Source organism: Massilia arenae (assembly GCF_008014745.1).
GTDB lineage: Bacteria > Pseudomonadota > Gammaproteobacteria > Burkholderiales > Burkholderiaceae_D > Telluria > Telluria arenae.
In genome coordinates this window covers 80,374-104,314 of the sequence record NZ_VPFD01000011.1, presented here as the reverse complement: position 1 = coordinate 104,314, position 23,941 = coordinate 80,374, and the positions used below count along the sequence as shown (strand labels likewise).

20 protein-coding genes are annotated in these 23,941 nt (G+C 62.2%); 12 read left to right on the top strand and 8 right to left on the bottom strand.

Annotated elements, in window-relative coordinates:
* Positions 1-9: 9 nt before the first annotated feature.
* From FVD38_RS11715 to FVD38_RS11705, 3 genes are all read right to left on the bottom strand, one after another.
* Positions 10-1,374 (bottom strand): alginate export family protein, encoded by a 1,365-nt coding sequence (locus FVD38_RS11715; protein ID WP_187271556.1) that lies wholly within the window; start codon positions 1,372-1,374, stop codon positions 10-12.
* Position 1,375: 1 nt separating this feature from the next.
* Entirely contained in the window at positions 1,376-3,142 is a 1,767-nt protein-coding gene (locus FVD38_RS11710) for an amidohydrolase (RefSeq protein ID WP_229493597.1), read from the bottom strand.
* A 147-nt stretch (positions 3,143-3,289) separates the two neighbouring features.
* A complete protein-coding gene (locus FVD38_RS11705; RefSeq protein WP_147934966.1) occupies positions 3,290-4,159 on the bottom strand; it encodes a LysR family transcriptional regulator in 870 nt (289 codons plus the stop codon).
* Positions 4,160-4,286: 127 nt separating this feature from the next.
* Here FVD38_RS11705 and FVD38_RS11700 point away from each other — a divergent pair, with 127 nt between their 5' ends.
* Both FVD38_RS11700 and FVD38_RS11695 read left to right on the top strand, forming a co-directional pair.
* On the top strand, positions 4,287-5,033 hold the full coding sequence (locus FVD38_RS11700) for a glucose 1-dehydrogenase (protein ID WP_147934965.1): 747 nt from the start codon (positions 4,287-4,289) through the stop codon (positions 5,031-5,033).
* 148 nt (positions 5,034-5,181) lie between these two features.
* Positions 5,182-5,937: an FG-GAP repeat domain-containing protein gene (locus tag FVD38_RS11695; RefSeq protein WP_147934964.1), complete on the top strand. Its 756-nt coding sequence runs from the start codon at positions 5,182-5,184 to the stop codon at positions 5,935-5,937.
* Between the two features lie 97 nt (positions 5,938-6,034).
* Here the strand turns inward: FVD38_RS11695 and glmS are convergent, their stop codons facing one another.
* A complete protein-coding gene (gene glmS / locus FVD38_RS11690) occupies positions 6,035-7,864 on the bottom strand; it encodes a glutamine--fructose-6-phosphate transaminase (isomerizing) (RefSeq protein ID WP_147934963.1) in 1,830 nt (609 codons plus the stop codon).
* Positions 7,865-8,026: 162 nt separating this feature from the next.
* Here glmS and FVD38_RS11685 point away from each other — a divergent pair, with 162 nt between their 5' ends.
* On the top strand, positions 8,027-8,497 hold the full coding sequence (locus FVD38_RS11685; RefSeq protein ID WP_147934962.1) for an Lrp/AsnC family transcriptional regulator: 471 nt from the start codon (positions 8,027-8,029) through the stop codon (positions 8,495-8,497).
* A 124-nt stretch (positions 8,498-8,621) separates the two neighbouring features.
* Here the strand turns inward: FVD38_RS11685 and glmU are convergent, their stop codons facing one another.
* The gene (glmU, locus tag FVD38_RS11680) at positions 8,622-9,998 is read right to left on the bottom strand and encodes a bifunctional UDP-N-acetylglucosamine diphosphorylase/glucosamine-1-phosphate N-acetyltransferase GlmU (protein ID WP_147934961.1); all 1,377 of its coding nucleotides are present in this window, start codon (positions 9,996-9,998) and stop codon (positions 8,622-8,624) included.
* Between the two features lie 40 nt (positions 9,999-10,038).
* Here glmU and FVD38_RS11675 point away from each other — a divergent pair, with 40 nt between their 5' ends.
* The 4 genes from FVD38_RS11675 to FVD38_RS11660 all read left to right on the top strand — a co-directional run bounded on the left by FVD38_RS11675 (position 10,039) and on the right by FVD38_RS11660 (position 12,526).
* Positions 10,039-10,917, top strand: coding sequence for a DUF6279 family lipoprotein (locus tag FVD38_RS11675; protein WP_147934960.1), 879 nt, complete (start codon positions 10,039-10,041; stop codon positions 10,915-10,917).
* Positions 10,918-10,985: 68 nt separating this feature from the next.
* Positions 10,986-11,627 (top strand): 16S rRNA (guanine(966)-N(2))-methyltransferase RsmD, encoded by a 642-nt coding sequence (gene rsmD, locus FVD38_RS11670; protein WP_229493596.1) that lies wholly within the window; start codon positions 10,986-10,988, stop codon positions 11,625-11,627.
* Between the two features lie 121 nt (positions 11,628-11,748).
* Entirely contained in the window at positions 11,749-12,249 is a 501-nt protein-coding gene (coaD, locus tag FVD38_RS11665; RefSeq protein WP_005664073.1) for a pantetheine-phosphate adenylyltransferase, read from the top strand.
* A 16-nt stretch (positions 12,250-12,265) separates the two neighbouring features.
* Positions 12,266-12,526, top strand: coding sequence for a YfhL family 4Fe-4S dicluster ferredoxin (locus tag FVD38_RS11660; RefSeq protein WP_123067682.1), 261 nt, complete (start codon positions 12,266-12,268; stop codon positions 12,524-12,526).
* A gap of 650 nt (positions 12,527-13,176) precedes the next feature.
* On the opposite strand, the gene FVD38_RS11655 is transcribed toward FVD38_RS11660, so the two are convergent.
* The gene (locus FVD38_RS11655; RefSeq protein WP_123067681.1) at positions 13,177-13,461 is read right to left on the bottom strand and encodes a hypothetical protein; all 285 of its coding nucleotides are present in this window, start codon (positions 13,459-13,461) and stop codon (positions 13,177-13,179) included.
* A 149-nt stretch (positions 13,462-13,610) separates the two neighbouring features.
* Between FVD38_RS11655 and FVD38_RS11650 the strand changes: the two genes are divergently transcribed.
* A complete protein-coding gene (locus FVD38_RS11650; protein ID WP_123067680.1) occupies positions 13,611-14,564 on the top strand; it encodes a LysR family transcriptional regulator in 954 nt (317 codons plus the stop codon).
* A 98-nt stretch (positions 14,565-14,662) separates the two neighbouring features.
* Here FVD38_RS11650 and FVD38_RS11645 read toward each other — a convergent pair whose 3' ends face one another.
* Positions 14,663-15,118: an Lrp/AsnC ligand binding domain-containing protein gene (locus tag FVD38_RS11645; protein WP_005664065.1), complete on the bottom strand. Its 456-nt coding sequence runs from the start codon at positions 15,116-15,118 to the stop codon at positions 14,663-14,665.
* A gap of 212 nt (positions 15,119-15,330) precedes the next feature.
* Here FVD38_RS11645 and putA point away from each other — a divergent pair, with 212 nt between their 5' ends.
* Together putA and ald are read left to right on the top strand one after the other, a co-directional pair.
* A complete protein-coding gene (putA, locus tag FVD38_RS11640; protein ID WP_147934959.1) occupies positions 15,331-18,978 on the top strand; it encodes a trifunctional transcriptional regulator/proline dehydrogenase/L-glutamate gamma-semialdehyde dehydrogenase in 3,648 nt (1,215 codons plus the stop codon).
* 100 nt (positions 18,979-19,078) lie between these two features.
* Entirely contained in the window at positions 19,079-20,194 is a 1,116-nt protein-coding gene (gene ald, locus FVD38_RS11635; protein ID WP_147934958.1) for an alanine dehydrogenase, read from the top strand.
* Here the strand turns inward: ald and FVD38_RS11630 are convergent.
* A complete protein-coding gene (locus tag FVD38_RS11630; protein WP_147934957.1) occupies positions 20,164-20,958 on the bottom strand; it encodes a 5'-methylthioadenosine/adenosylhomocysteine nucleosidase in 795 nt (264 codons plus the stop codon). The genes ald and FVD38_RS11630 overlap by 31 nt on opposite strands.
* Positions 20,959-22,201: 1,243 nt before the next feature.
* Between FVD38_RS11630 and FVD38_RS11625 the strand changes: the two genes are divergently transcribed.
* Positions 22,202-23,041 carry an alpha/beta fold hydrolase gene (locus FVD38_RS11625; protein ID WP_147934956.1) on the top strand — a complete coding sequence of 280 codons (840 nt, stop codon included), beginning with the start codon at positions 22,202-22,204 and terminating at the stop codon, positions 23,039-23,041.
* An 88-nt stretch (positions 23,042-23,129) separates the two neighbouring features.
* Positions 23,130-23,900, top strand: a complete 771-nt coding sequence (locus tag FVD38_RS11620) for a sulfite exporter TauE/SafE family protein (protein ID WP_147934955.1) — start codon at positions 23,130-23,132, stop codon at positions 23,898-23,900.
* Positions 23,901-23,941 lie beyond the last annotated feature (41 nt).

Sequence of the window (23,941 nt, the reverse complement as noted above, 5' to 3'; positions counted from 1 at the left end):
GTCATTACGTCAGAACCGGTATTGCACGCCGATGCTGACGAAGCTGAGCACATCGTCGGCGCCGGTCTCGCGCAGGAAGCTGCCTGGCTGTCCGTAGGCGAGCACCGCCGTCGACGACCAGCCCGGGGCCGGCGTCCAGGTGGCGCCGAGCGATGCGATGGTCGCCACGTAGCGCGCACGGCTATCGCCGGCCGGCCGGATCAGCATGCCGTTGGGCGCATACACGCCGTCGCGGGTGCTGTGGCGCCAGAAGAAATCGAGACTGGCGTTCAATTGGACCCGTGGCGCCAGTTGCACCGTCAGCGCCGGATGGATGTTGAAGAAGTTGCGTGGGCCGAGCGTCGCTTCGTCGCCAAAATAATTCCCGCGCGGGTAAATGGAATTGAGGGTGCCGAGGCGGTCGTCGTCGGGGTTCTTGTCGCCGCTGGCGACGGCGAGGAGCAGCGCGGCTCGAGGCCGGCCGGCCACGCCATCGAAGGTGTAGCCGGTGTCGGTGGCGAGCGACCAGGCGCGGATCTCGGCGTCGCCGAAGCGCCCGCCCTGCAATGCGGACTCCCAATTCCAGTCCCAGGCTGCGCGACTGCCGAACAGGCGCGCGCCGACCGTCCAGCGGCGTTCGTGCGCCTCGCCCTGGACGTAGCGGGCAGAGGTGTCTTCATAATGCAGGGCGTAGAGGTCCCAGGAAGTGATGCCGCCGATGCGGGTCGCGTAGACGCCGCGCAGCTTCTGCTTCGGCGAGCGCGTGTCGTCGAAGCTGCCCGGAAGGTTCTGGCGCGGCGCCGCGGCGAAGGCATCCACGCGCCAGGCGCCGCCCACCGCATAGGCGCGGACGGCTTCGAAGCTGCGCCGCACATTGGGCCCCTCGCGGGCGTCGATGACGCGCCCGGTGCCGAACTGCAGTTCCTGGATGCCGGCCCGGATGCCGACGCGGCCTTCGCCTTCTTCGCTCGACTGCCACTCGACGAACAGATTGGTCGGGTCGAGCCGGTTCTCGTCCACCGGAGACGGGCCTGCGGCGCGGCCGTTGGTGGTCGAGCTGGACAGCTGGGCGAAGCCGCGCCAGTGTTCGCCCAGGCGCAGGTCGGTGAAGACGGAACTGCGATGCATCAGCACACCCCAGCGGTCCTGGGGTTGCAGCCCGTAGCGCGGATTGCCGGTGTGCTCGTAGCGCAGGCGCAGGTCGCCGCCAATGGTCAAACGCACGTGATCCGCGAGCGGACGGTCTTTCCAGCATGCGGCGCGGCTGCCGCCCTCGGCGCATCCCTGGCGCTGGGCCCTGACGTCGTCGTCGAAGCGCAATGGCCGGAACTGCGCCAGCGCGGCGTCTGCCGCCAGCAGCAGGGGGAGACCGAGCCACGCCGCGCGCAGGTTCACCTCACCGAGCCTGGTAGTAGCCGCCGAAGTGCTTGATCGGTGACCAGGCAGGCAGGATCTCGGGCAGTACCGGCGTCAGCGACCCGTAATCCTGGGCGCCGTACACCACCCGGCCATCCATCACGGTCAGGACCGAGGAAATGGACTTGATCTGGGCTTCCGGCACCGCAAAGTAATCCCGGTCCAGCAGCGCGAAGTCGGCGAGGTGGCCGGGGGCGATCATGCCCATCTCGGATTCGGTGCTGATGAACCACGCCGCATTCCGCGTGAACAGCCTCAAGGCTTCTTCACGTGTGAGGCGGTTGTCCTTGGCCAGGATTTCGGCGCCGGAGATCGACTTCCCGGACACCATCCAGCTGATGCCGATCCACGGATTGAACGAGGCGGCGCGGAAGGCGTCGGTGGTCATGGCCAGCGGGATCCCGCTGTCGACGAGATGGCGCAGGCGCGGGGTCTGCAATGCCTTGTCGCGGCCGTGGGTCTTGACGAAGCTGTCGCCGTGCAGCGCCATCTTGGTGTCCAGGGCGATGCCGCCGCCCAGTGCCTTCACCCGTGCGATATTGGCCGGGCTGATGGTCTCGGCGTGTTCGAGGCTCCAGCGCAGGCCGTCGAGCGGCATCTTCTGGTTGAGCTTTTCGAGCGCATCGAGGAAGGGCGTGATGTTCTCGTCGTAGGTGATGTGCTCGCGGAAGGGAATGCGTCGCTGGACCAGCTTGGAGATATCGCGCTCGACCAGTTGATGCATCTTGGCCGGCTCGATGATGAGCGTTGGACGGTCGAAGTTCTCGTGGTCGTGCACTTCCACCGACAGCAGCTCGCCGGCGCCCTGGTAGGAGTGGCCATGGGCCAGGTGCGGGTGCAGGTTGTGGCCGGGAGCGATCGGCGCCGTCTTCGTGATCGCCGTGATCTGCGCATCGACCACGTTGAAGTCAGCGCCATCGCCGAACTGGATGTCCATGAAGGGCATGCGGATGTTGAGGCGGTTGTCGCGCGCGAGGGCGTCCACGGTGCGCACGGCCTTGGGATAGCCACGGAAGCCCGTGCCCGCATCGACGATGGACGTGACCCCGACGCGGTTGAGACTATGGACAATCTGGACCAGCGAGCTCACTTCCTCGTCCGGGGTGAGCTGGGGGACCATGGTTTCCATGGCGATGAAGGTGAAGGTGTAGCCGTGGACCACACCGGTGTAGCGGCCTTGCGCATCCTTTTCCAGCTCGGTGCCGGGCAGGTTGGGGAACTTGTCGGTACCCACGCCGAAGGCATCCATCGCCAGCTGGTTCATGAAGCCGCGGTTGTAGGCGTACTGCACGATCAAAGGGTGGTTGGGGACGGCCTTGCGCAGTTCGTCCATGGTGGGGAAGCGATTCTCCTCGAACTGGTAGGGCGACCAGCCGCCGACCACTTTTACCCATTGGCCTTTCGGGGTGCGCTTGGCCTGCTCGCTCAGCATTTGCAGGGCCCGGCGCAGCGTCGGCACGCCATCCCAACGCAGGGTGTAGTTGTAGCCGAGTTCGTTGAGCACGTGGGTGTGGGCATCGATGATGCCCGGGATGAGGCGGCGACCGCGCGAGTCGATGATCTTCGTGTTGGCGTTTTTGAGGCCCAGCACTTCGGCATCGGTGCCGACCGAGTAGATGCGGCCGTTCTTGACGGCGACGGCGGAGGCGGCAGGTTGGGCCGGATTGCCGGTGTGGATCCTGGCGTTATGGACGATCAGGTCGGCGCCTGGCGTTTCCTGGCTGGCTTGCGCGAGGGCGTTGTTCAAGCCACTTAATACCATGAGACCGATGAATAAAATTGACTTCACTGCTGCTCCCCATTCGATGGATTGAAAGTACATTGAATGAGGAGAGGTTACCGATACGGTCCAGCACGGTCACTGACCATTCTTGCTGTTTGCAGCACGATCCGATCATGTCGTTACGGTCGCGGCATTCGACAGCATGGTATCGGCGATATCCAGCATCGCCCGCAGGCGATCCATATGCCGCAGGTCGTGGTGGTAGCCCACCCAGATATCCCGGCTCGGGGGCTGATCCGGCATGTCGATGCGCTGCAATCCAGATAGCGCATCGCCAAGCGGCCTTGGCAGCACTGCAATACCCATGCCTTGCAGGCACATCTGTGCCTGGACGGCCCGGCTCGTGCTGGTGAACACGCGCCGCGATGAAGGAAACCTGTCGAGCAGCCAGGCGACATCCGGAAAGTGCGACTGCGCCGTATTCATCAGGATCAGCCCCACCGACGCCGGATCGGCCTGCAGTGCGGATGCGGTATCGGCCGAGCCATACAGACCGTATGGGATGCTCATCAGACGGCGCTGGACGATGTCCGGTTCGCTGAAAGGAACGAGGCGAAACGCCACATCGGCCTCGCGCCGCGACAGATCGAGCAAGCGGTAGCTGGCAATGACTTCCGGCACGACGGCCGGATGGCGGTGCGTCAGTTCGGCCAGGACAGGTGCCAGGACATAGCCTGCAAACCACTCTGCCGAAGATATCCGCAGAATGCCCTCGAGGCGTTCGTGATTGCCCGCCAAACGTCTTTCCATGGCCAGCGCGGAATTTTCCATGGATTCCGCCAGCGCCAGCACGCCATCCCCGGCATCCGTGAGAACCAGTCCATCCCTGGTGCGGCGAAACAGCGCCTGCTCGGCCTCGTCTTCGAGCGCCTTGATCCGGCGACCGACGGTCGGATGGCTCACGCCCAGCGTGCGGGCGGCTTCGCCGAACGAGCCGCTGCGTACTACCGCCAGGAAGATGCGGACGTCGTTCCATTCCATGTCGTGGCTACCCGTTCAAAAATGTACTTGGAATATACATGGATGGCAGTTCTCAAACAATATTGTAGGGGTCACCATGGCGTCTCAACCTTGCTGGTCCAGGCCAGCCTTATTGGGATATCAAAACATGAACAAGTTGAAAGACAAGGTCGCCATCGTGACGGGCGCTTCAAAAGGAATTGGCGCGGGCATCGCCCGCCGGCTCGCGGCCGACGGCGCGAAGGTCGTCGTCAATTACGCCTCGAGCAGGAACGGCGCGGACAAGGTGGTCGCCGACATCGAAGCCGCTGGCGGGCAAGCCATCGCGGTGGGCGCGGACGTCACCAGGAAGACGGAGGTCGAAGCGCTGGTGAAGGCGGCGATCGACCATTTCGGGCGCCTGGACATTGTGGTGAACAACTCCGGCATCTACCAGTTCGCCAGGATCGAAGAGACCACCGAAGAACTCTATCGCAAGCAGTTCGATATCAACGTTCTCGGCCCGCTGCTGGTCGCCGCCGCCGCCGCGCCGCATCTGGGCGAGGGCGCCAGCATCATCAATATCAGTTCGAACGTCACGAGCGTTCTCCCGGCCGAGAGCGCCATCTACAGCGGCACAAAGGGTGCGATCGACACCATCACCGGTGTGCTCGCGCGCGAACTCGGTCCGCGCGGCATCCGGGTCAATGCCGTGAATCCCGGCCTGGTCGACACCGAAGGCACCCATGCCGCAGGGGCGATCGGATCCGACTTCCAGGCCTGGAACGAGGAACGCACACCGCTCGGCCGCGTTGGCCAGGTGCAGGACATCGCGCCGATCGTTGCCTTTCTTGCGTCCGACGACGCCGGGTGGGTGACGGGCGAGATCATCCTGGGTTCGGGGGGCATGCGCTGATGGAAATCGGCATCGTCAGTCTGGGATGGCGATGGCGCTGGCGACAAAAACCGATTCTGTGCCGGTTCAGCCTGAAAACCTCCCTCGCCTACGCTGGTCGAACAATTAACACGACGCTGTTTATCCGGCTGGTTCGTCTATAAATGCTATGGGGGAAAATCATGAGTTCAGCCATATACGATTTCTCTTTCGACTCCTTCCAGATTGCGAACACGCGGATTATGACGGGGACGGCAGCGACGAAATCCTGGTTTCCAGTGCCTGGGGCGTCGGCATCCTGAAGCTGGCAGGTGGAACGCTCCAGACGTGCATGATGGCGCCCAACGGGACGCGCTTCGGTGGCTGGGTGCTCGACACCTCGCTCAACCGGTTCGGGCTAGCAGGCGACTACGATGGGGACGGGCGTGCCGAAACCCTGGTCACCAGTGCGTGGGGCCTGGCTCTATTGAAGCTGACGGGAGGAACGCTGGATGCGCCGATGATGCAGCCTACCGGCACGCGCTTCGGTGGCTGGCTCGTCGATGGTGGGGCCAATCGTTTCGGGCCGGCGGCGGATTACGATGGGGATGGCAAGGTCGAACTGCTCGTCACCAGTGCCTGGGGCATCGGCATACTGAAACAGGCGGGCAATACGATGACGTCGTCCATGCTGGCGCCCAACGGTACCCAACTCGGGGCTTGGCTGCTCGACAGTTCCTGCAACCAATTTGGTCTGGCAGCGGATTATGATGGGGACGGCCGCGATGAAATCCTGGTGACCAGTCCGTGGGGGATCGGTATTCTGAAGCTGAGCGGAGACACGCTTGGCGCCTCCATGCTGGCGGCGAACGGGACGGGCTTGGGAGATTGGGCGGTCGATGCACGCGACGAGCAGCTTCTGGGGCAAGCGTGGCGCACAAGTTGACGACAGCTGACCAGGCAACGCGTGAACTCGACAGCAAAAAGCCCATGGACCGGAAGGTCATGGGCTTTTGTTTTGGCAGGACTTGCGCCGCCAGTCTTTACTCGACCGTCACCGACTTCGCCAGATTACGCGGCTTATCCACATCGGTACCGCGCGCCAGCGCCGTGTGATACGCCAGCAGCTGCAGCGCCGCCACGTGCAGGATCGGCGACAGCAGGCCATAGTGTTCCGGCAGGCGGATCACGTGCAGCCCATCGCCCGAGGTGATGCGCGAATCGACGTCGGCGAACACGTACAGCTGGCCGCCACGCGCGCGCACTTCCTGCATATTCGATTTCAGTTTTTCCAGCAGTGCATCGTTCGGCGCGATCGTTACCACCGGCATCTCTTCGGTCACCAGCGCCAGCGGGCCGTGCTTCAGTTCGCCGGCCGGGTAGGCCTCGGCGTGGATGTACGAGATTTCCTTGAGCTTCAGCGCGCCTTCCAGGGCGATCGGGTAGTGGATGCCGCGGCCCAGGAACAGGGCGTTCTCCTTGCGCGCGAATTCCTCGGCCCAGGCGATGATCTGCGGCTCGAGCGCCAGCACCGACGACAGGGCGACCGGCAGGTGGCGCATCATCTTGAGGTGCTCGGCTTCCTCGGCGTCGGTCAGACGGCCGTTGACTTGCGCCAGGGTCAGGGTCAACAGGAACAGGGCCGCCAGTTGGGTAGTGAAGGCCTTGGTCGAGGCCACGCCGACTTCAACGCCGGCGCGGGTGATGTAGGCCAGCTGGCACTCGCGCACCATGGCGCTGGTCGAGACGTTGCAGATGGTCAGCGTGTGGTTCATGCCGAGGCTGCGTGCGTGCTTGAGTGCGGCCAGGGTGTCGGCCGTTTCGCCGCTCTGCGAGATGGTCACCACCAGGGTGTCGGGGTGCGGCACGCTGTCGCGGTAGCGGTATTCACTGGCGATTTCGACGTTGACCGGCACCTTGGCCACCGATTCGATCCAGTACTTGGCGGTCAGACCGGCGTAGTAGCTGGTACCGCAGGCCAGGATCAGCACGCGGTCGATCTTCTTGAACACGGCGTAGGCGCCGTCGCCGAACAGTTCCGGCATCACGCCGGTCACGCCTTCGAGGGTGTCGCCGATGACGCGCGGCTGCTCGAAGATCTCTTTCTGCATATAGTGGCGGTATGGGCCGAGCTCGGCCGCGCCGGTGTGGGCGTGCACGGTTTTCACTTCGCGCTCGACCGGGCGGCCATCGACGTCGACGATCCAGTAGCGGGCCAGTTGCAGGTCGACCACGTCGCCTTCTTCCAGATAGATGATCTGGTCGGTGGTGCCGGCCAGCGCCATCGCGTCGGAAGCGACGAAGTTCTCGTCCTTGCCCACGCCGACGATCAGCGGCGAGCCCTGGCGCGCGGCGATCACGCGGTGCGGTTCTTCGCGGCAGAACACGGCGATGGCGTAGGCGCCCTGCAGGCGCTTGACGGCTTGCTGCACGGTCTCGAACAGGTCGCCGGTGTACAGGTGGTCGACCAGGTGGGCGATGACCTCGGTGTCGGTCTGGCTCGTGAACTTGTAGCCCAGCTTGGTGAGTTCGTCGCGCAGCTCGTCGTGGTTTTCGATAATGCCGTTGTGGACAAGTGCGATGCGCGCATTGTCTTCGGTCGGCGAGAAGTGCGGGTGGGCATTGTGCGACGCCGGGGCGCCGTGGGTGGCCCAGCGCGTGTGGGCGATGCCGGTGAAGCCATCGAGGCTGGCCTCTTTGACCTGCGATTCGAGGTCGGCCACGCGCGAGGTGGAGCGCGAGCGGGTCAGGCGGCCATCGAGGTGGATGGCGACGCCACAGGAGTCGTAACCCCGGTATTCGAGGCGTTTCAGGCCCTCGATCAGGACGGGGGTGATATTACGCTTGGCGACTGCTCCGACGATACCGCACATGGCTAACCTCTCGAATAGAAAAACTGTTGAGTCTTATCGTAGAGCAATCCGAATGAAATAAGCTTACAGTGCGAGGCTATTTTTGTTAGATTATTTCATGCCTGCATAAGCAAGAAATCTTGTTTCATAAAAATCATAAAATTTACTGAATATTTCATCAAGATGACAGAACTACCTGCCCTCGACGACCTCGATCGTCGCATTCTGAATATTTTGCAAACTGACGCATCGCATACGAACGCCGAACTGGCGGCCCTTGTGCACGTGTCGCCACCGACTTGTCTGCGCCGCGTAAAGCAGCTGACGGAAAGTGGCGTCATCGAGCGTCAGGTGGCGATCGTGGCGCCCGACAAGGTCGGCAGCTGCCTGTCCGCCATCGTCGAGATCACGCTCGACGTGCAGGCCGCCGAGCGCATGGAAGAGTTCGAGAAGCTGGCCGCCAGGGAAGCGGCCGTGCTGCAGTGCTACCGGGTATCGCCAGGACCCGATTTCGTGCTGGTCGTGCAGGTTGCCGACATGCCGGCCTATCATGCGCTAGCGCACCGGTTGTTCACCTCGCACGCCAATGTGCGCAACGTCAAAGCCTATTTTTCGACCCACCGCAGCAAGTTCGACACCCGGATCGCCGTCTAGATCACAGGCCGCAGCCTGTGGATAATATTGTGGAAGACCAGGTGGATGGACAGGGGGTAAGCACGGTAAAACCCTGTGTTTATCTTGTTTATTTCCTGTGATTACCCTGTCGACAGCCGGTGGATTACTTCTTCACTTTCACCGGACGCTTCCATCCTTCGATGGTGATTTGCTTGGGCCGCGAAATGGTCAGCTTGCCGGCCGGCGCATCCTTGGTGAGCGTGGTCCCGGCGCCCAGGGTCGCGCCCTTGCCGATCGTCACCGGCGCCACCAGCTGGCTGTCGCTGCCCACGAACACCTCGTCCTCGATCACGGTACGGAACTTGTTGGCGCCGTCGTAGTTGCAGGTGATGACGCCGGCGCCGATGTTCACGCGCGAGCCGACGGTGGCATCGCCGATATAGGCCAGGTGGTTGGCCTTGCTGTGCGCCGCCACGGTGCTGTTCTTGACCTCGACGAAGTTACCCACATGGACGTCCTCGCCCAGCTCGGTGCCCGGACGCAGGCGCGCATACGGTCCGATCTGCGAGGCGGCGCCAATGACGGCGCCTTCGATATGGCAGAACGGCTTGATGTTGGCGCCAGCGCCGACCGTGGCGCCGACCAGCACGCAGTTGGCGCCGACCTTTACGCCGTCAGCCAGCTCGACACGGCCTTCGAACACGCAGCCGACGTCGATAGTGACATCGCGGCCGCAAATCAGTTCACCGCGCACATCGATACGTGCCGGATCCATCAAGGTCACGCCTTTTTCCAGCAGGGCATGGGCGATGTTCAATTGATGACGACGCTCCAGCTCGGCCAACTGCACCTTGCTGTTCACGCCAGCCACTTCCCATTCGCCCGACGGGTGCGCCGACACGACCGGCACACCATCTGCCACGGCCTGGGCCACGATATCGGTGAGGTAGTACTCGCCCTGGGCATTGTTGTTGGACAGCGCCGCCAGCCACTTCTTGAGATGGCGGGTGGGGATCGCCATGATGCCGCTATTGATTTCGCGGATGGCGCGCTCGGCCTCGCTGGCATCTTTTTCTTCGACGATGCGCACGATCTTGCCGTTCTCGCGCACGATGCGGCCCAGGCCGAAAGGGTTGGCCTGTTCGACCGTCAGGATGCCCAGCTTGTCGCTTCCTGCGGCCTCGACCAGGCGGCGCAGCGAGTCCACCGTGGTCAGCGGCACGTCGCCATACAGCACCAGGGTGGCGCTGCCATCGTCCAGTTGCGGCACCGCCTGCATCACTGCATGGCCAGTGCCCAGCTGCGGCTGCTGCAGGGCGGTATCGATCGTAATGCCGGTCTCTTGCGCTAGCGCGGACACCATCTCGGGCACCGCTGCGCCGCCGTGCCCGTAAATCACACATAATTTCTGCGGACTCAGGCTACGTGCCGTATCGATAACGTGGCGCAACAGCGGCTTACCAGCCAATGGATGCAGGACTTTCGGCAGGGCGGATTGCATGCGCTTTCCCATGCCGGCGGCGAGGATCACAACGTTCATAAGCCGTTCTCAAAAAGTTGAAAATATGAAAAATTCTAGCATGCGAGATACCTTGTTCCGGCGCACCTTAGCGCTATTCGCGATTGCCGTGATGGCGCTGGCCGCCGGTTGCAGCACGATTCGCTTTTCGTACAACCAGGGCGACACCTTACTGTACTGGTGGATGAATTCCTATGTCGATTTCGAAGGTCAACAGGCCGACATCGCCAAGCGCGACATCAATGGCCTGTTCCAATGGCATCGCCAGACCCAGTTGCGCGACTATGCCGCTTTATTAGGCACATTCCAGCAAAGAATGGCTGGCAACCCGAGCCAGGCCGACCTATTGCAGGCCTACCGCGAGATCCGCGTGCGCGGCGAACGCCTGTCCCAGCGCGCGGTGCCGGAACTGACGACGCTGGCCATGTCGATCACCCCTGCGCAAATCGCCAATATCGACAAGAAGTTCAAGGACAAGAACGAAGAATACCGCCGCAAGTTCATGAGCGGCAGCGTCGAGAAACGCCAGCGCGCGCGCTTCAAGAAATCGATGGAGCAGATGGAACTGTGGTTCGGCCGCTTCAGCAGCGAGCAGGAGGCCGCCCTGCGCCGCGCCTCCGACCTGCGTCCGCTCGATAACCAGCAGTGGTTAGAGGAGCGCCAGTACCGCCAGCGCCGCATCCTGGCGCTGCTGCAAGAAGTACAGCAGAAAAAGCTCAACCGCGAGCAGACCACGGCCAAGGTGCAAGGCCTGATGCGCGAGTTGTTCACACGCATGGAGTCGCCCGAGCGCAAGGCCTTCTATGACGCCAGCATCGACCACACGACGAAATACATCCTGACGGCGATCAAACTGGCGACGCCGGAGCAGAAGGCCCATGCGCAGCAGCGCATGCAAGGCTGGATTAATGATTTCGGGGCACTGGCGGCAGGTAAATAAGCAGGAAAGGGCGGCCCCGCAGGCACGGAAAACCGCATGCTATAGTGCCGCCCATGCAAAGAAAGTCCATGAAATCAAGGCCCCAGGCCGCCAAACCCCATGGCGCGCCGCGCATGGCCCAGCACCAGGTCCGCATCATCGGCGGCGCCTGGAAACGCACCCTGCTACCCGTGGTCGACGCCCTCGGCCTGCGTCCCACGCCAGACCGCGTGCGCGAAACCGTGTTCAACTGGATCAACCACCAGCTCGGCAGCGACTGGGAGCAAGCTACTTTTCTCGACCTGTACGCGGGTTCCGGCGTGCTCGGCTTCGAGGCTGCCAGCCGCGGCGCGGCGAAGGTGACGATGGTCGACAACCACGCTCCGGCCGTGCGCCAGCTTGAGGCCAACCGCGACAAGCTCAAGGCCGACAACATCACCGTGCTGCGCGCCGACGCCCTGACCCTGGCGCAAGACCTGGCCACCCGCGGCCAGCGCTTCGACGTGATCTTCCTCGACCCGCCTTATCAACAGGATCTGCTGGCCAAGACCCTGCCGCTGTGCGCGGCGCTGCTGCTTGATGGCGGCATGGTATATGCCGAAGCCGAGGCGCCGTTGCCGACCGAGGGCGATGACCTCCCGGACTGGCTGGACGGATGGGAAGTGGTGCGCGCCGACAAGGCGGGCATGGTCTACTACCATTTGCTGAAGCTGCAAGAAAAGGCGGCCTGAGTCCGCCAAGGGCCGGGAAACTGCACAACCATTGGGCAAACCATGCCCCGGCCTGGGGCGGATGCCGTGTTTTCAGGCATAATGCGCGTTCTAATAGGGTGTTAATTTTCAGGGAGCCGCAATGGTTGTAGCCGTTTATCCAGGTACGTTCGATCCGCTGACTCGCGGCCACGAGGATTTGGTACGCCGCGCATCCGGGCTGTTCGACCGACTGGTGGTCGGCGTCGCCGACAGCCGCAACAAACGTCCATTCTTTACGCTCGAAGAACGCCTGGATATCGCCAACGAAGTGCTTGGCCATTACCCCAATGTGCAGGTCGAGAGCTTCTCGGGCCTGCTCAAGGACTTCGTGCGCAAGCACGACGCCCGCGTGATCGTGCGCGGCCTGCGCGCGGTGTCCGATTTCGAATACGAGTTCCAGATGGCGGGCATGAACCGCTACCTGCTGCCCGACGTCGAAACCATGTTCCTGACCCCGTCCGACCAGTACCAGTTCATTTCGGGCACCATCGTGCGCGAGATCGCCATGCTGGGCGGCGACGTCTCCAAATTCGTATTCCCTTCGGTCGACCGCTGGCTGCAGCAGAAAATCGCCAGCATGGCGCAAGCGCCGAAGGCCTGATTCTCCAGGACGTATCATGGCTTTATTGATTACCGACGACTGCATCAACTGCGACGTCTGCGAACCCGAATGCCCCAACGATGCTATTTCGATGGGCGAAGAGTATTACCAGATCGATCCACACAAGTGCACCGAGTGCGTCGGCCATTTCGATGAGCCGCAATGCGTGCAACTGTGCCCGGTTGCCTGCATTCCGCTCAATCCGGAATGGCGCGAATCGCGCGAAGAACTCCTCATCAAGTACGAGCGGCTAACGGCCGACAAGGCCCCAGCCTGATCTGCTCCCCAAGCCGGCAACCCTGCCGGCTTTTTTGTTTCCACTCCCAGCTTTCCTGACCGCGTACTGGCTCGCCCCGCATGCGGCGTCCGCACGTCCCTGAACGCCATTCTTTCATCCAGCCCGATTCATTCGTCCTGGCATGCTACTCCCGGTTAACGTTGACCGGCGCTTTTTGGCGCTTATTGGTCTGCTGGTTTCGCTTGTTCGCACGGTTACCGTAAGTATATTTTTATGTAATCTAGAATGTGAACTTTGTTGAACCTCTTTCATTGACTACCGAACACATCAGAATTTGCTATTAAGTTATTGCTATCGTCTATAATTTCAGGCCAAATCAAGGCAAAGACATAGCTCATCCATATTCTCCTAAATTTGCTTCAACTCCACGCAAAATATACTCATCAGTATGACAAGTAACGCCTTAACGTTTTTTTCGATAGATCATAATTTTAACTCTTTGTGAACTTTGTTAAATAAAAATGGCGAGAAAATCCCGGTAACGTAAAGTCACCAGGCATAAAGCGACATCCGGGCGTTTTCAGGGGGAAAAGAGATTGCAGCCTTGGCGGCGTGCTACAGAAGGCAGGGACGAAAAAAAACGCGGTGTCCGTTGCCGGAGACCGCGTCAGGGGAGAATTCGGTAATAATCAGTGGCGGATGCCCATTGCACGCACTTCAGCGGCGTCCACCGGATCCAGGCTGGCCAGCTTACGCTTGAGCGCCAGCGCTTCGTCCAGGGCGCGGCGCGCGGCCAGCTCGGCCTTGCTGCGGCGTGGACGCACGGTCAAATACAAGGCGCGGCCAATGCCGACCAGCAGCGGGCGGAAGAACAGGACAAAGCCAGCCAGCAAGGCAAGATACACGGTGGTGCTGAACACCTGGCCGTAGGGCACGGCAGCGGCAGCTTGGACTAGGGAGGCGGTGGAAGACATGATAGGCTCGTTCTGTTATTGTTGAGAACTATAGTGCGTCGCAACATATAAATCTAATTTTGTTCCCTGATGGCCCTTATACAGTTTGTGAATGATTTGGAGTACACTACCCGTACTCCTGTATTCACAACAGTTTTCTCCTGAATCCCATGAGCTTTCTGACGCTTGACCTGAATCTGCTGCGCGTATTCGACGCGGTGATGACCGAGCAAAACCTGACCCGTGCCGCCGGCCACCTGGCCATGACCCAGCCCGCAGTGTCGAATGCAATCAAGCGACTACGGGAGAGCCTGGGCGACGAACTCCTGATCCGCACCGCCTACGGCGTCAAGCCGACCCCGCGCGCCGAAGCCCTGTGGCCGGCCGTGCGCCAGGCCCTGGCGGCGCTGGAAGCGGCGGTGATGCCGGAGACCTTCGACGTTTCCAAGGCGCAAGCCACCTTCCGCATGGCGATGGCCGACGCCACCGCCGCTCTGTGGCTGCCTTCCCTGATGCGCTCGATCGAAAGCGAGGCGCCGGGCGTGAACATCCGCATGGTGCCGCTGACGACGCGCGAACCGCGTCCGATGTTGTTGCGCGGCGATATCGACCTGGCGGTCGGCTTCTTCCCCGGCGTCGCCGCCCAGCTCTCGTACGAGACCGGTTCGCCGATCCGCCACGAGCGCCTGTATTCCGGCGTCTATGTGTGCGTGATGCGCAAGGATCACCCGCTGGCCAAGGAAAAGCTCGATCTCGACACCTATTGCAAGGCCAATCACCTGCTGGTGAGCTTCTCGGGCCGTGCCCACGGCCTGGTCGACGAGGCGCTGGCTCAGCTCGGCCGCGAACGCCGCATCCTCTTGACGGTGAACCAGTTCTTCACGGCGGGCAGGGTGGTGGCGAACTCCGATCTGATCACCGTGTTGCCGAAGCACTTGATGGTCTCGACCGGCATGACCGACGTGCTGATCTGGAAGGAATTGCCCTTGCAGCTGCCGGCCGTCCACCTGGACATGCTGTGGCATGAACGCGATGGCCGCAGTCCGGCCCACCGCTGGCTGCGCAAGAACCTGGAATCGATGGCAGAAAGCGCCTCGAAGAGCGGCGTGCGCAAGATCGTCTGACAGCGCCAGCGCTGGTGTCACCCAGCAAAATGTTTCACGTGAAACAAAACGGCCAGGCAAATGCCTGGCCGTTTTTCCTCTAAAGCACGGTCTGACGATCAGCGGATCGGCAGCTTGGTCGTATTCTTGACTTCTTCCATCACCGCATAGGTATGGGTTTCGCGCACGCCTTTCTGCAACAGCGTCTTGCCCAGGAACTCGCGGTAGGCCGCCATGTCCTTCACGCGCGCCTTGACGAGGTAGTCGAAGCCGCCGGCCACCATATGGCATTCCAGCACCTCGGGAATCATCTGCACGCTCTGCTTGAACGCATCGAACACCTCGGGCGTGGTGCGATCGAGCACGACTTCGATAAAGACCAGCAGCGATACGTCGAGCAATTGAGGATTGAGCTGGGCCGTGTAGCCCATGATATAGCCCGATTCATGCAGTTTGCGCACGCGCTCGAGGCAGGCCGCCGGCGACAGGTTGACGCGCGCCGCCAGTTCCACATTGCTGATGCGGCCGTCATTCTGCAGCTCGGCGAGAATCTTCTTGCTGATCTTGTCCAACATCGGGTGTCTCCCGTTAATTTTATTCGGTCAGATTGTCGCATCAAAAACTATCTATTGCTAGTAACGATTAAAAGCAGAATTAATCCAGAAGAAATCCTTCTACAATCGAATCATTTCCACCGAGTTCCAAACTGCGCCGGCCACGTGATGTGGTACGGCGCTTTTGCTGTGCGGTGGCCCTCGTTGTGTATTTTTCTTTTGACTAGATAGCCATGCAGATCGCTGCTTCCCCGGCCTCCACCTTCGTTCCCTTCGACGCCCTCCACGCTGAAACCAGGCGCGAGCAGACTCCCCTGCGCGCCGCCATCACCGCCGCCTACCGCCGCGATGAATCCGAGGCCGTGCAATGGCTGCTGGCCCAGGGCGCCACACCGGGCGCCGACGCCCAGCCGCTGGCGCATCGCCTGGTCTCGGCAGTGCGCGAAAAGCGCACCCGCGCTTCGGGCGTGGACGCGCTGATGCACGAATTCTCGCTGTCGTCGGAAGAAGGCGTCGCGCTGATGTGCCTGGCCGAAGCGCTGCTGCGCATCCCGGACAGCGAAACCGCCGACCGCCTCATCGCCGACAAGATCAGCCGCGGCGACTGGCGCAAGCACCTGGGCGAATCGCCATCGCTGTTCGTCAATGCAGCGACCTGGGGCCTGCTCATCACCGGCAAGCTGGTCTCGACCAATAGCGAGCAGGGTCTCGGTTCGGCGCTCACGCGCCTGATCGCGAAGGGCGGCGAACCGCTGATCCGCAAGGGCGTCGACATGGCGATGCGCATGCTGGGCAACCAGTTCGTCACCGGCCAGACGATCGACGAAGCGCTGAAGAACAGCCGCGACAACGAAACCCGCGGTTATCGCTACTCTTACGACATGCTGGGCGAGGCGGCGCTGACCGAAAGCGATGCGAAGAACTACTACGCCTCGTACGAAGCGGCCATCCACGCGATCGGCAAGGCCTCCAATGGCCGCGGCATCAAGGACGGTCCGGGCATCTCGATCAAGCTTTCGGCGCTGCATCCGCGCTACAGCCGTGCGCAATACGCGCGCGTGATCGGCGAGCTGCTGCCGCGCGTGCGCAGCCTGGTCCTGCTGGCCAAGACCTATAACATCGGCATTAATATCGACGCCGAGGAAGCCGACCGCCTCGAGATCTCGCTCGACATGCTCGAAGCACTCGCTTTTGACGCCGACCTGGCCGGCTTCGAAGGCATCGGCCTGGTGGTGCAGGCCTATCAAAAGCGCTGCCCGTTCGTGATCGACTACCTGGTTGACCTGGCCAAGCGCAGCGGCCGTAAGTTCATGGTGCGCCTGGTGAAGGGCGCCTACTGGGATGCCGAGATCAAGCGCGCCCAGGTCGACGGCATGCCCGGCTATCCGGTCTATACGCGCAAGGTGTACACCGACGTCTCCTACCTGACTTGCGCGCGCAAGCTGCTGGCGGCGGCCGACGTGCTGTATCCGCAGTTCGCCACCCACAACGCCCATACGCTGTCGGTGATCTACACCTGGGCCAAAGAGGATAACGTTAGCAACTACGAGTTCCAGTGCCTGCACGGCATGGGCGAAACCCTGTACGACCAGGTCGTGGGCAGCAAGAACCTGGACAAGGCTTGCCGCATCTACGCGCCGGTCGGTTCGCACGAAACCCTGCTGGCCTACCTGGTGCGCCGCCTGCTGGAAAACGGCGCCAACTCCTCGTTCGTGAACCAGATCGTCGACGAGAACGTGGCGATCGACACGCTGCTCACCGATCCCTTCGACGTCGCGCGCGCCAGCGGCGGCAAGCCGCATCCGGCGATCGCACTGCCGGTCGACATGTTCGGCGATGAGCGCAAGAATTCGGCGGGTATGGACCTGGTCAACGAAGACGTCCTGGCCAAGGTCGCGATTGGCCTTGCGCAGCAGCGCCAGCACGTCGCCGGCCCGCTGATCGCCGGGTCAAGCGACGCCGGCGTGCCCGCCAACGTGGTCAATCCCGCGATGTCGAGCGATATCGTCGGCCACGTGAGCGAGGCCTCGCGCACCGACGTCGAGACCGCCCTGGCCGCGGCCAGCGCCTTCGCCGGCGAATGGGCCGCCACCGCCACCCATGAACGCGCTGCGATCCTGGAGCGCACCGCCGACCTGTTCGAACAGAACGGTGTCGAGCTGATGGCCCTGGCCGTGCGCGAAGCCGGCAAATCGCTGCCGAACGCGATCGCCGAACTGCGCGAAGCGGTCGACTTCCTGCGCTACTATGCGGTGCAGATCCGCGGCTCGGCCAAGGCCGAGGCACTGGGACCGGTCAGCTGCATCAGCCCCTGGAACTTCCCGCTGGCGATCTTCACCGGCCAGGTGGCGGCCGCCCTCGCGGCCGGCAACGTGGTGCTGGCCAAGCCGGCCGAACAGACCCCATTGATCGCCTACCGCGCGGTGGAACTGTTCCTCGAGGCGGGCACCCCACGCGCCGCGCTGCAGCTGCTGCCGGGCCGCGGCGAAGTGGTGGGCGCTGCCCTGACGGCGGACAGCCGCATCAAGGGCGTGATCTTCACCGGTTCGACCGAAGTCGCCCAGCTGATCAACCGCACGCTGGCCAAGCGCGCGCAACAGGAAGGCATCGACATCCCGCTGGTGGCGGAAACCGGCGGCCAGAACGCGCTGATCGTCGACTCCTCGGCACTGCCGGAGCAGGTGGTGCAGGACGTCCTCAGTTCGGCCTTCGACTCGGCCGGCCAGCGCTGCTCGGCGCTGCGCGTGCTGTTCCTGCAAGAGGACATCGCCGACAAGACCATCAAGATGCTCAAGGGCGCGATGCAGGAACTGCGCGTGGGCTGCCCGGACCGCCTGGCGACCGACATCGGCCCGGTGATCGATGCCGAAGCCCAGCGCAACCTGCTGGCCCACATCGAGCGCACCAAGGCCACCGCGCGCAGCCACTTCGCGCTCGAGCTGCCGGCGTCGGTCCTCGCTGCCGGCACCTTCGTGCCGCCGACCGTGCTCGAAATCGCCTCGCTGGCGGAACTCAAACAGGAAGTCTTCGGCCCGGTGCTGCACATTGTGCGCTACCGCCGCGCCGAGCTGCCATCGGTGATCGATGCGATCAACGCCACCGGCTATGGCCTGACCCTGGGCGTGCATTCGCGCATCGATGAAACCATCGACCACATCGTCAACCGCGCCCACGTCGGCAATATCTACGTCAACCGCAACATCGTCGGCGCAGTGGTCGGCGTGCAGCCGTTCGGCGGCGAAGGCAAGTCGGGCACCGGTCCCAAGGCCGGCGGCCCGCTGTACCTGAAACGCCTGCAGCGCGGCGCGGCTCCCCTGATGGAACACGTGCGCCAGCCAGAAGCGGCGCTGGAAGCCTTGATCGGCTGGCTGCGCACGAATGGCCAGCAACCGGTGGCCGCGCTGGCCGAGGGTTACGCGCGCACCTCGCTCAATGGCGTGTCGATGGACCTGCCCGGCCCGACCGGCGAAAGCAACCGCCTGTCGTTCACGCCGCGCGGCGCCGTGCTGTGCGCGCCCGCCACCTCGGCCGGCCTGCTCAACCAACTGGCAGCGGCCCTCGCCACCGGCAACCGCGCGCTGGTGCTGGCGCCGACGCCTGAATCGATTCCGGCCAACCTGCCGGCGGCGGTGAAGGAACGTGTGCGCTTCGTCGGTAAGGAAGAGATCGATGCGGCCGAGGTCGCGATCGCGCTGGTCGAAACAGGCCTGGCCGGCCTGCTGCGCACGCAGCTGGCGGCGCGTCCGGGTGCGATCGTCGGTATCGTCGACACCGATGCCCTGGTCCCGGTGGACCTGTGGCGCCTGGTCGCCGAGCGTGCGGTCTGCGTCAACACGACGGCCGCTGGCGGCAACGCAAGCCTGATGACCTTGGGCCTGTAAGAATCATCGTAGGGTGGGCGGCTTTGCCGCCCACGCGTCCAACAAACAGAAAACCAGCAGGAGAAGCACCAGCGAGAACAACCCACAACAGGAGACAACCATGCTTGTAGGCGTTCCAAAGGAAATCAAGAACAACGAATACCGCGTCGGCCTCACGCCGCCATCGGTACGCGAACTGATGGCACGCGGCCACCAGGTCATCATCCAGCAGGGCGCAGGCCATGAAATCGGCATCGACGACGCCCACTACACCGCGGCCGGCGCCACCATCGCCGACAGCGCCCACGAAGTCTTCTCGCGCGCCGACATGATCGTCAAGGTCAAGGAGCCGCAACCAGCTGAATGCGCGATGCTGCGCGAAGGCCAGATCCTCTACACCTACCTCCACCTGGCTCCCGATCCGGAGCAAACCGCGGCCCTGGTCAAATCGGGCGCCATCTGCATTGCCTACGAAACGATCACCGGCCCGGGCGGCGGCCTGCCCCTGCTTGCGCCGATGAGCGAAGTCGCGGGCCGCATGGCGATCCAGGCCGGCGCCGCCCATCTGGAGAAATCCCGGGGCGGCATGGGGCTGCTGCTGGGCGGCGTGCCTGGAGTGGCGGCCGGCCACGTCGTCATCATCGGCGCCGGCGTGGTCGGCGCCAATGCGCTGCAGATGGCGGTCGGCACCGGCGCCCGCGTCACGGTGCTCGACAAGAACGTCGACCGGCTACGCCAGCTCGACCTGGTGTTCGGCAACCGCATCTCGACCCTGTATTCCAATGCTCACGCGCTCGAGGAAGCGGTCGTGAGTGCCGACCTGGTGATCGGCGGCGTGCTGGTGCCTGGCGCGGCGGCGCCGAAACTCGTCACGCGTGACATGGTCTCACGCATGAAAAAGGGCGCGGTGGTCGTCGACGTGGCGATCGACCAGGGTGGCTGTTTCGAGACCTCACACCCAACGACGCACGCCGATCCGACCTTCCTGGTCGATGGCGTGGTCCACTACTGCGTTGCGAACATGCCGGGCGCGGTGGCGCGCACCTCGACCTTCGCGCTGAATAACGCCACCATCGGCCATGCTCTGGCGCTGGCGAACAAGGGCTGGCGGCGCGCGCTGGCGGACGATGTCCACCTGCGTCATGGCCTGAACGTCTGCCAGGGCAAGGTCACCTTCGAGGCGGTAGCCCAGGCCCTGGGCTACGACTACATCCCCGCCGATTCGCTCCTGGGCTGAAGCGGCGCTTCCACCAGCTGCCGGCACAGGCGCCGGGTGATATGGAAAGCATATTGCGCAGCCACCGACTTCACGAAGCGCATGAAGTCGTGGGCCGCGTCTTCATTGGCATTGTCCGATACCGCGCGGATGACGGCAAACGGCACGTCCAGTTCCTGACACACCTGCGCCACCGCGGCGCCTTCCATCTCCACCGCCACCAGCCCGGGCAGGGCGCCATTGAGCGCATCGATGCGCTGGCGGTCGTTGACGAACTGGTCGCCGCTGGCGATCAGGCCACGATGTACGCGCGGCTGTGCGAGGCCAAACGCCTGTCTCTCGGTCTCGGAGATCGTCTCCAGGAAGTCGCATTCCAGGAAGGCGTGGGCGGCACTGGACAAGCGTAGCGACAGCTGCTGGTCTGGCTGGAAATGCGTCTGGCCCGTGAGCGGCACTTCGAAACGCGGGAACAAAGGGCTGGCATCCATATCGTGCTGGACCAGCGATTCGGCCACCACGATGTCGCCCACACGGATCGTTTTATCCCCGGCGCCGGCAACGCCCGTGAAGAGGATGTGCGTAACTCCGAACTTTTCCACAAGCGTTGTCGCAGTCATCGCAGCGGCAACCTTGCCAATACGCGATAAAACGCACACAGCGTCGATTTCCCACAGCTTTCCGACCCAGTACTCCCGTTTGCCATGGATGAGCTTGGCGGCCCCTCCCATGGCTTCCACGAGCCCTGCCTGTTCTTCGTGCAAAGCGCTGATGATCCCTAGACGCATGTTTTCTTGCTGGGTAAGTGTGTAGAGACGATTTGCACCTTGTTGGCAATTCAGATCGGCAACTGTGCATAAGGGACGGATTGTACACAGCTTCCATCGCATTCAGTCCTTGAATTGCAACGATTCTGGTTCTGGTTGCAGGAAGTGAATGGCCTGTTCTGGAAGACGCTTTTTTTTGCTTGCGCTGTGTTTGCTTATTTAATTAAGAGATATGTATACAAGGTTGATAGTAGTAGGTAAACGCGATGATCTCTGTGGATAAGGCGAGTTTACTCCACAGTATCAACGGTTTACGACGTCGTTTACGCGCGGGAAAAAGCTTGCGTTCGGCTTGCACGGTTCTTGGACAACAAATTGGCTCACAGAAAAAGGGCCTGTTCTGCACATCCGGTGCTGTGGATATGCAGTGGCTTTTCCACAGGCGCTTGCGTGTCATTGCTACCAGACCTGCAGTTCGAGAGGTCTAGCGCGATCGCCCTGACCAGGGACTCGTGCGTGTGACTGATCTTTTCTGCACGCCTTCGTCGTTTTCAACCTCGGGCTGGTCCGGAGTCAGCGGCAGCGGCATTTCTCGTATTTGTTTTAGTTAAAGGCTTGTATACAAAATGATAGTAATAGTAAACGCGGGCTTCTTTGTGGATAAAGACGGTTTTCTCCACAACATCAATGGTTTACGGTCGCGTTAACCCGCTGGAAAACGCCTGTTCCGGCGCTGTAGGAAAGTTGAATAGAAATTTCTCAACTGGACAAGTCGGTGGTTTCTGCACATTCCGTCCTGTGAATATTCATGCGCTTATCCACAGACGCCGTTCCTTTCCCAGCCTGGCAAGCCTTGGTGAACACGATGTGCGAGCAAGCGGTCGAGATGGCTGACAACATCGGCTTGCGATTTGCCTTCTCCGATTTGCCACACGTGGAAGAAAATTTTTTTTTTCGCGAGCTCGCCAGGTTTACAACCAAGATCTGTATACAACATTGATAGTAGTGGTTAACGGTAGCTGGTTTCTGTGGACAACCCGATTAAAGGACACGAAATCAGGCGTTTATGTGACGGATAAGTCGGTGCACTGCTAAGCAGACTGCTTGGTGGCAAATCTGGACAAGATTTTTGCTTGTGCAAAAAAGCCGAGTTCTGCACAAACGATACCTGTGGATATCAAGTAGCTTATCCACAGAGGGGGTCTGGACAGGCGTTTACGTTCTGGTAAGCTGTTTCCCATCGAACTGAGGTACAGGGAAACGCATGGATGTCGTGTCGCGGTACGCCAGGGTCAATGGTTTGAACATGCACTACGTGACTGCCGGTGAGGGCCCGCCAGTCGTGCTCTTGCATGGCTTTCCGGATACCCATGCGATATGGCGGCGGCAGATTCCGGCCCTGGCGGCAGCTGGTTTCCAGGTCATCGCTCCCGATCTGCGCGGCTACGGCAAGACCGATATGCCGTCCGACGTCAGCGCATACGCAATCGACTTCGTGGCCGATGACGTGCTGCAGCTCATGGATGCACTGGGCATCGCCGAGGCGACGGTGGTCGGCCACGATTGGGGTGCGCAGGTCGGTTGGAATCTGGCCATGCATGCGCCTCAACGCGTTAGCCGTTACGCGGCGCTGTCGGTGGGCCACCCGAAGGCGCTGGCCAAGTCAGGTCTCACGCAAAAACTGCGCTTCTGGTACATGGCCGTGTTCATGACGCCAGTCCTGGCCGAAACGCTGTTGAAGGCAGATAATTGGGCGGCTCTGCGTGCGATGAATCGCAGCCGCGAACAGCAGCAACTCTGGATCGATGCGCTGGCGCCGCAGGGCCGGCTGACCGCAGCCCTGAATTACTACCGCGCCAATCTCAAGGGTTCACGCGGCAAGCGGTGGAAGCCGGTCGACGTGCCGGTGCTGGGCGTCTGGAGCGATCACGATCCTGCGCTGCGCGAACAACAGATGCTGGACTCGCGCGAACAATGCCGCGCCGGTTTCGAGTATGCCCGTATCGATGGCGTCGGCCATTGGCTGCAGCTGTCGGGCGCCGAGCGGCTCAATGGCTTGCTCATCGATTTCGCACGATCGCCGGCGGCCGTCACACCGGAATAAGTTCCACGGGGAAGGGTAGGCTGGCGCCGTGTCAGTACGGCTTGCTTGCCGTAAAATATCGGCTCTGCACTTCCCCTGAAAGTCTCCCATGATCGATGTAGTGTGGCTCGGCGGCGCCGCTTTTGCCGCCGGCCTGGTCGACGCCGTTGTCGGTGGCGGCGGCCTGATCCAGCTTCCTGCGATGTTCTCCCTGTTGCCGAGAGAAGCGCCGGCAACCATCCTCGGCACCAATAAACTCGCAGCGATCTTCGGGACCGGTTCGGCCGCCGTCAGTTACGCGCGCCGGGTGCGGGTCGCGTGGAGCACGGCGGCGCCGGCCGCCATCGCTGCGTTTGCCTTGTCTTTCGTCGGTGCCTGGACCGTGACCCAGGTGCCGGCCGATTTCGTGCGCGCGCTGCTCCCGTTTGTCCTGGTCGCGGTTGCCGTCTATACGTTCATGAAAAAGGATCTCGGCGCGGTACACGCCCCACTGCACAGCGGGATGGCCGAGCGCTACTGGGCCATCGGCATCGGCGCCGCCATTGGTTTTTACGATGGCTTCTTTGGACCGGGTACCGGCAGCTTTTTGCTATTCCTGTTCGTGCGCTTTTTCGGTTTTGATTTCTTGAGCGCCTCGGCCGCCGCAAAGGTCGTCAACGTCGCCTGTAATCTGTCGGCGCTGATGTGGTTCGGCTACAGCGGTCATTTGCTGTGGCAGCTGGGCTTGCTGATGGCCGGATGCCAGATCGTCGGCGCGGTGATCGGCACCAGACTGGCGTTGAAGCATGGCAGTGGTTTTGTGCGCAAACTATTCCTGTTTGTCGTCTCGGCGCTAATTGTAAAGACAGCTTACGACTCGTTCACAAAGCTGGGCTGGTGAGTCTGTTCCACGTGAAACATAGAGCCGTGTCCGCAACCCGG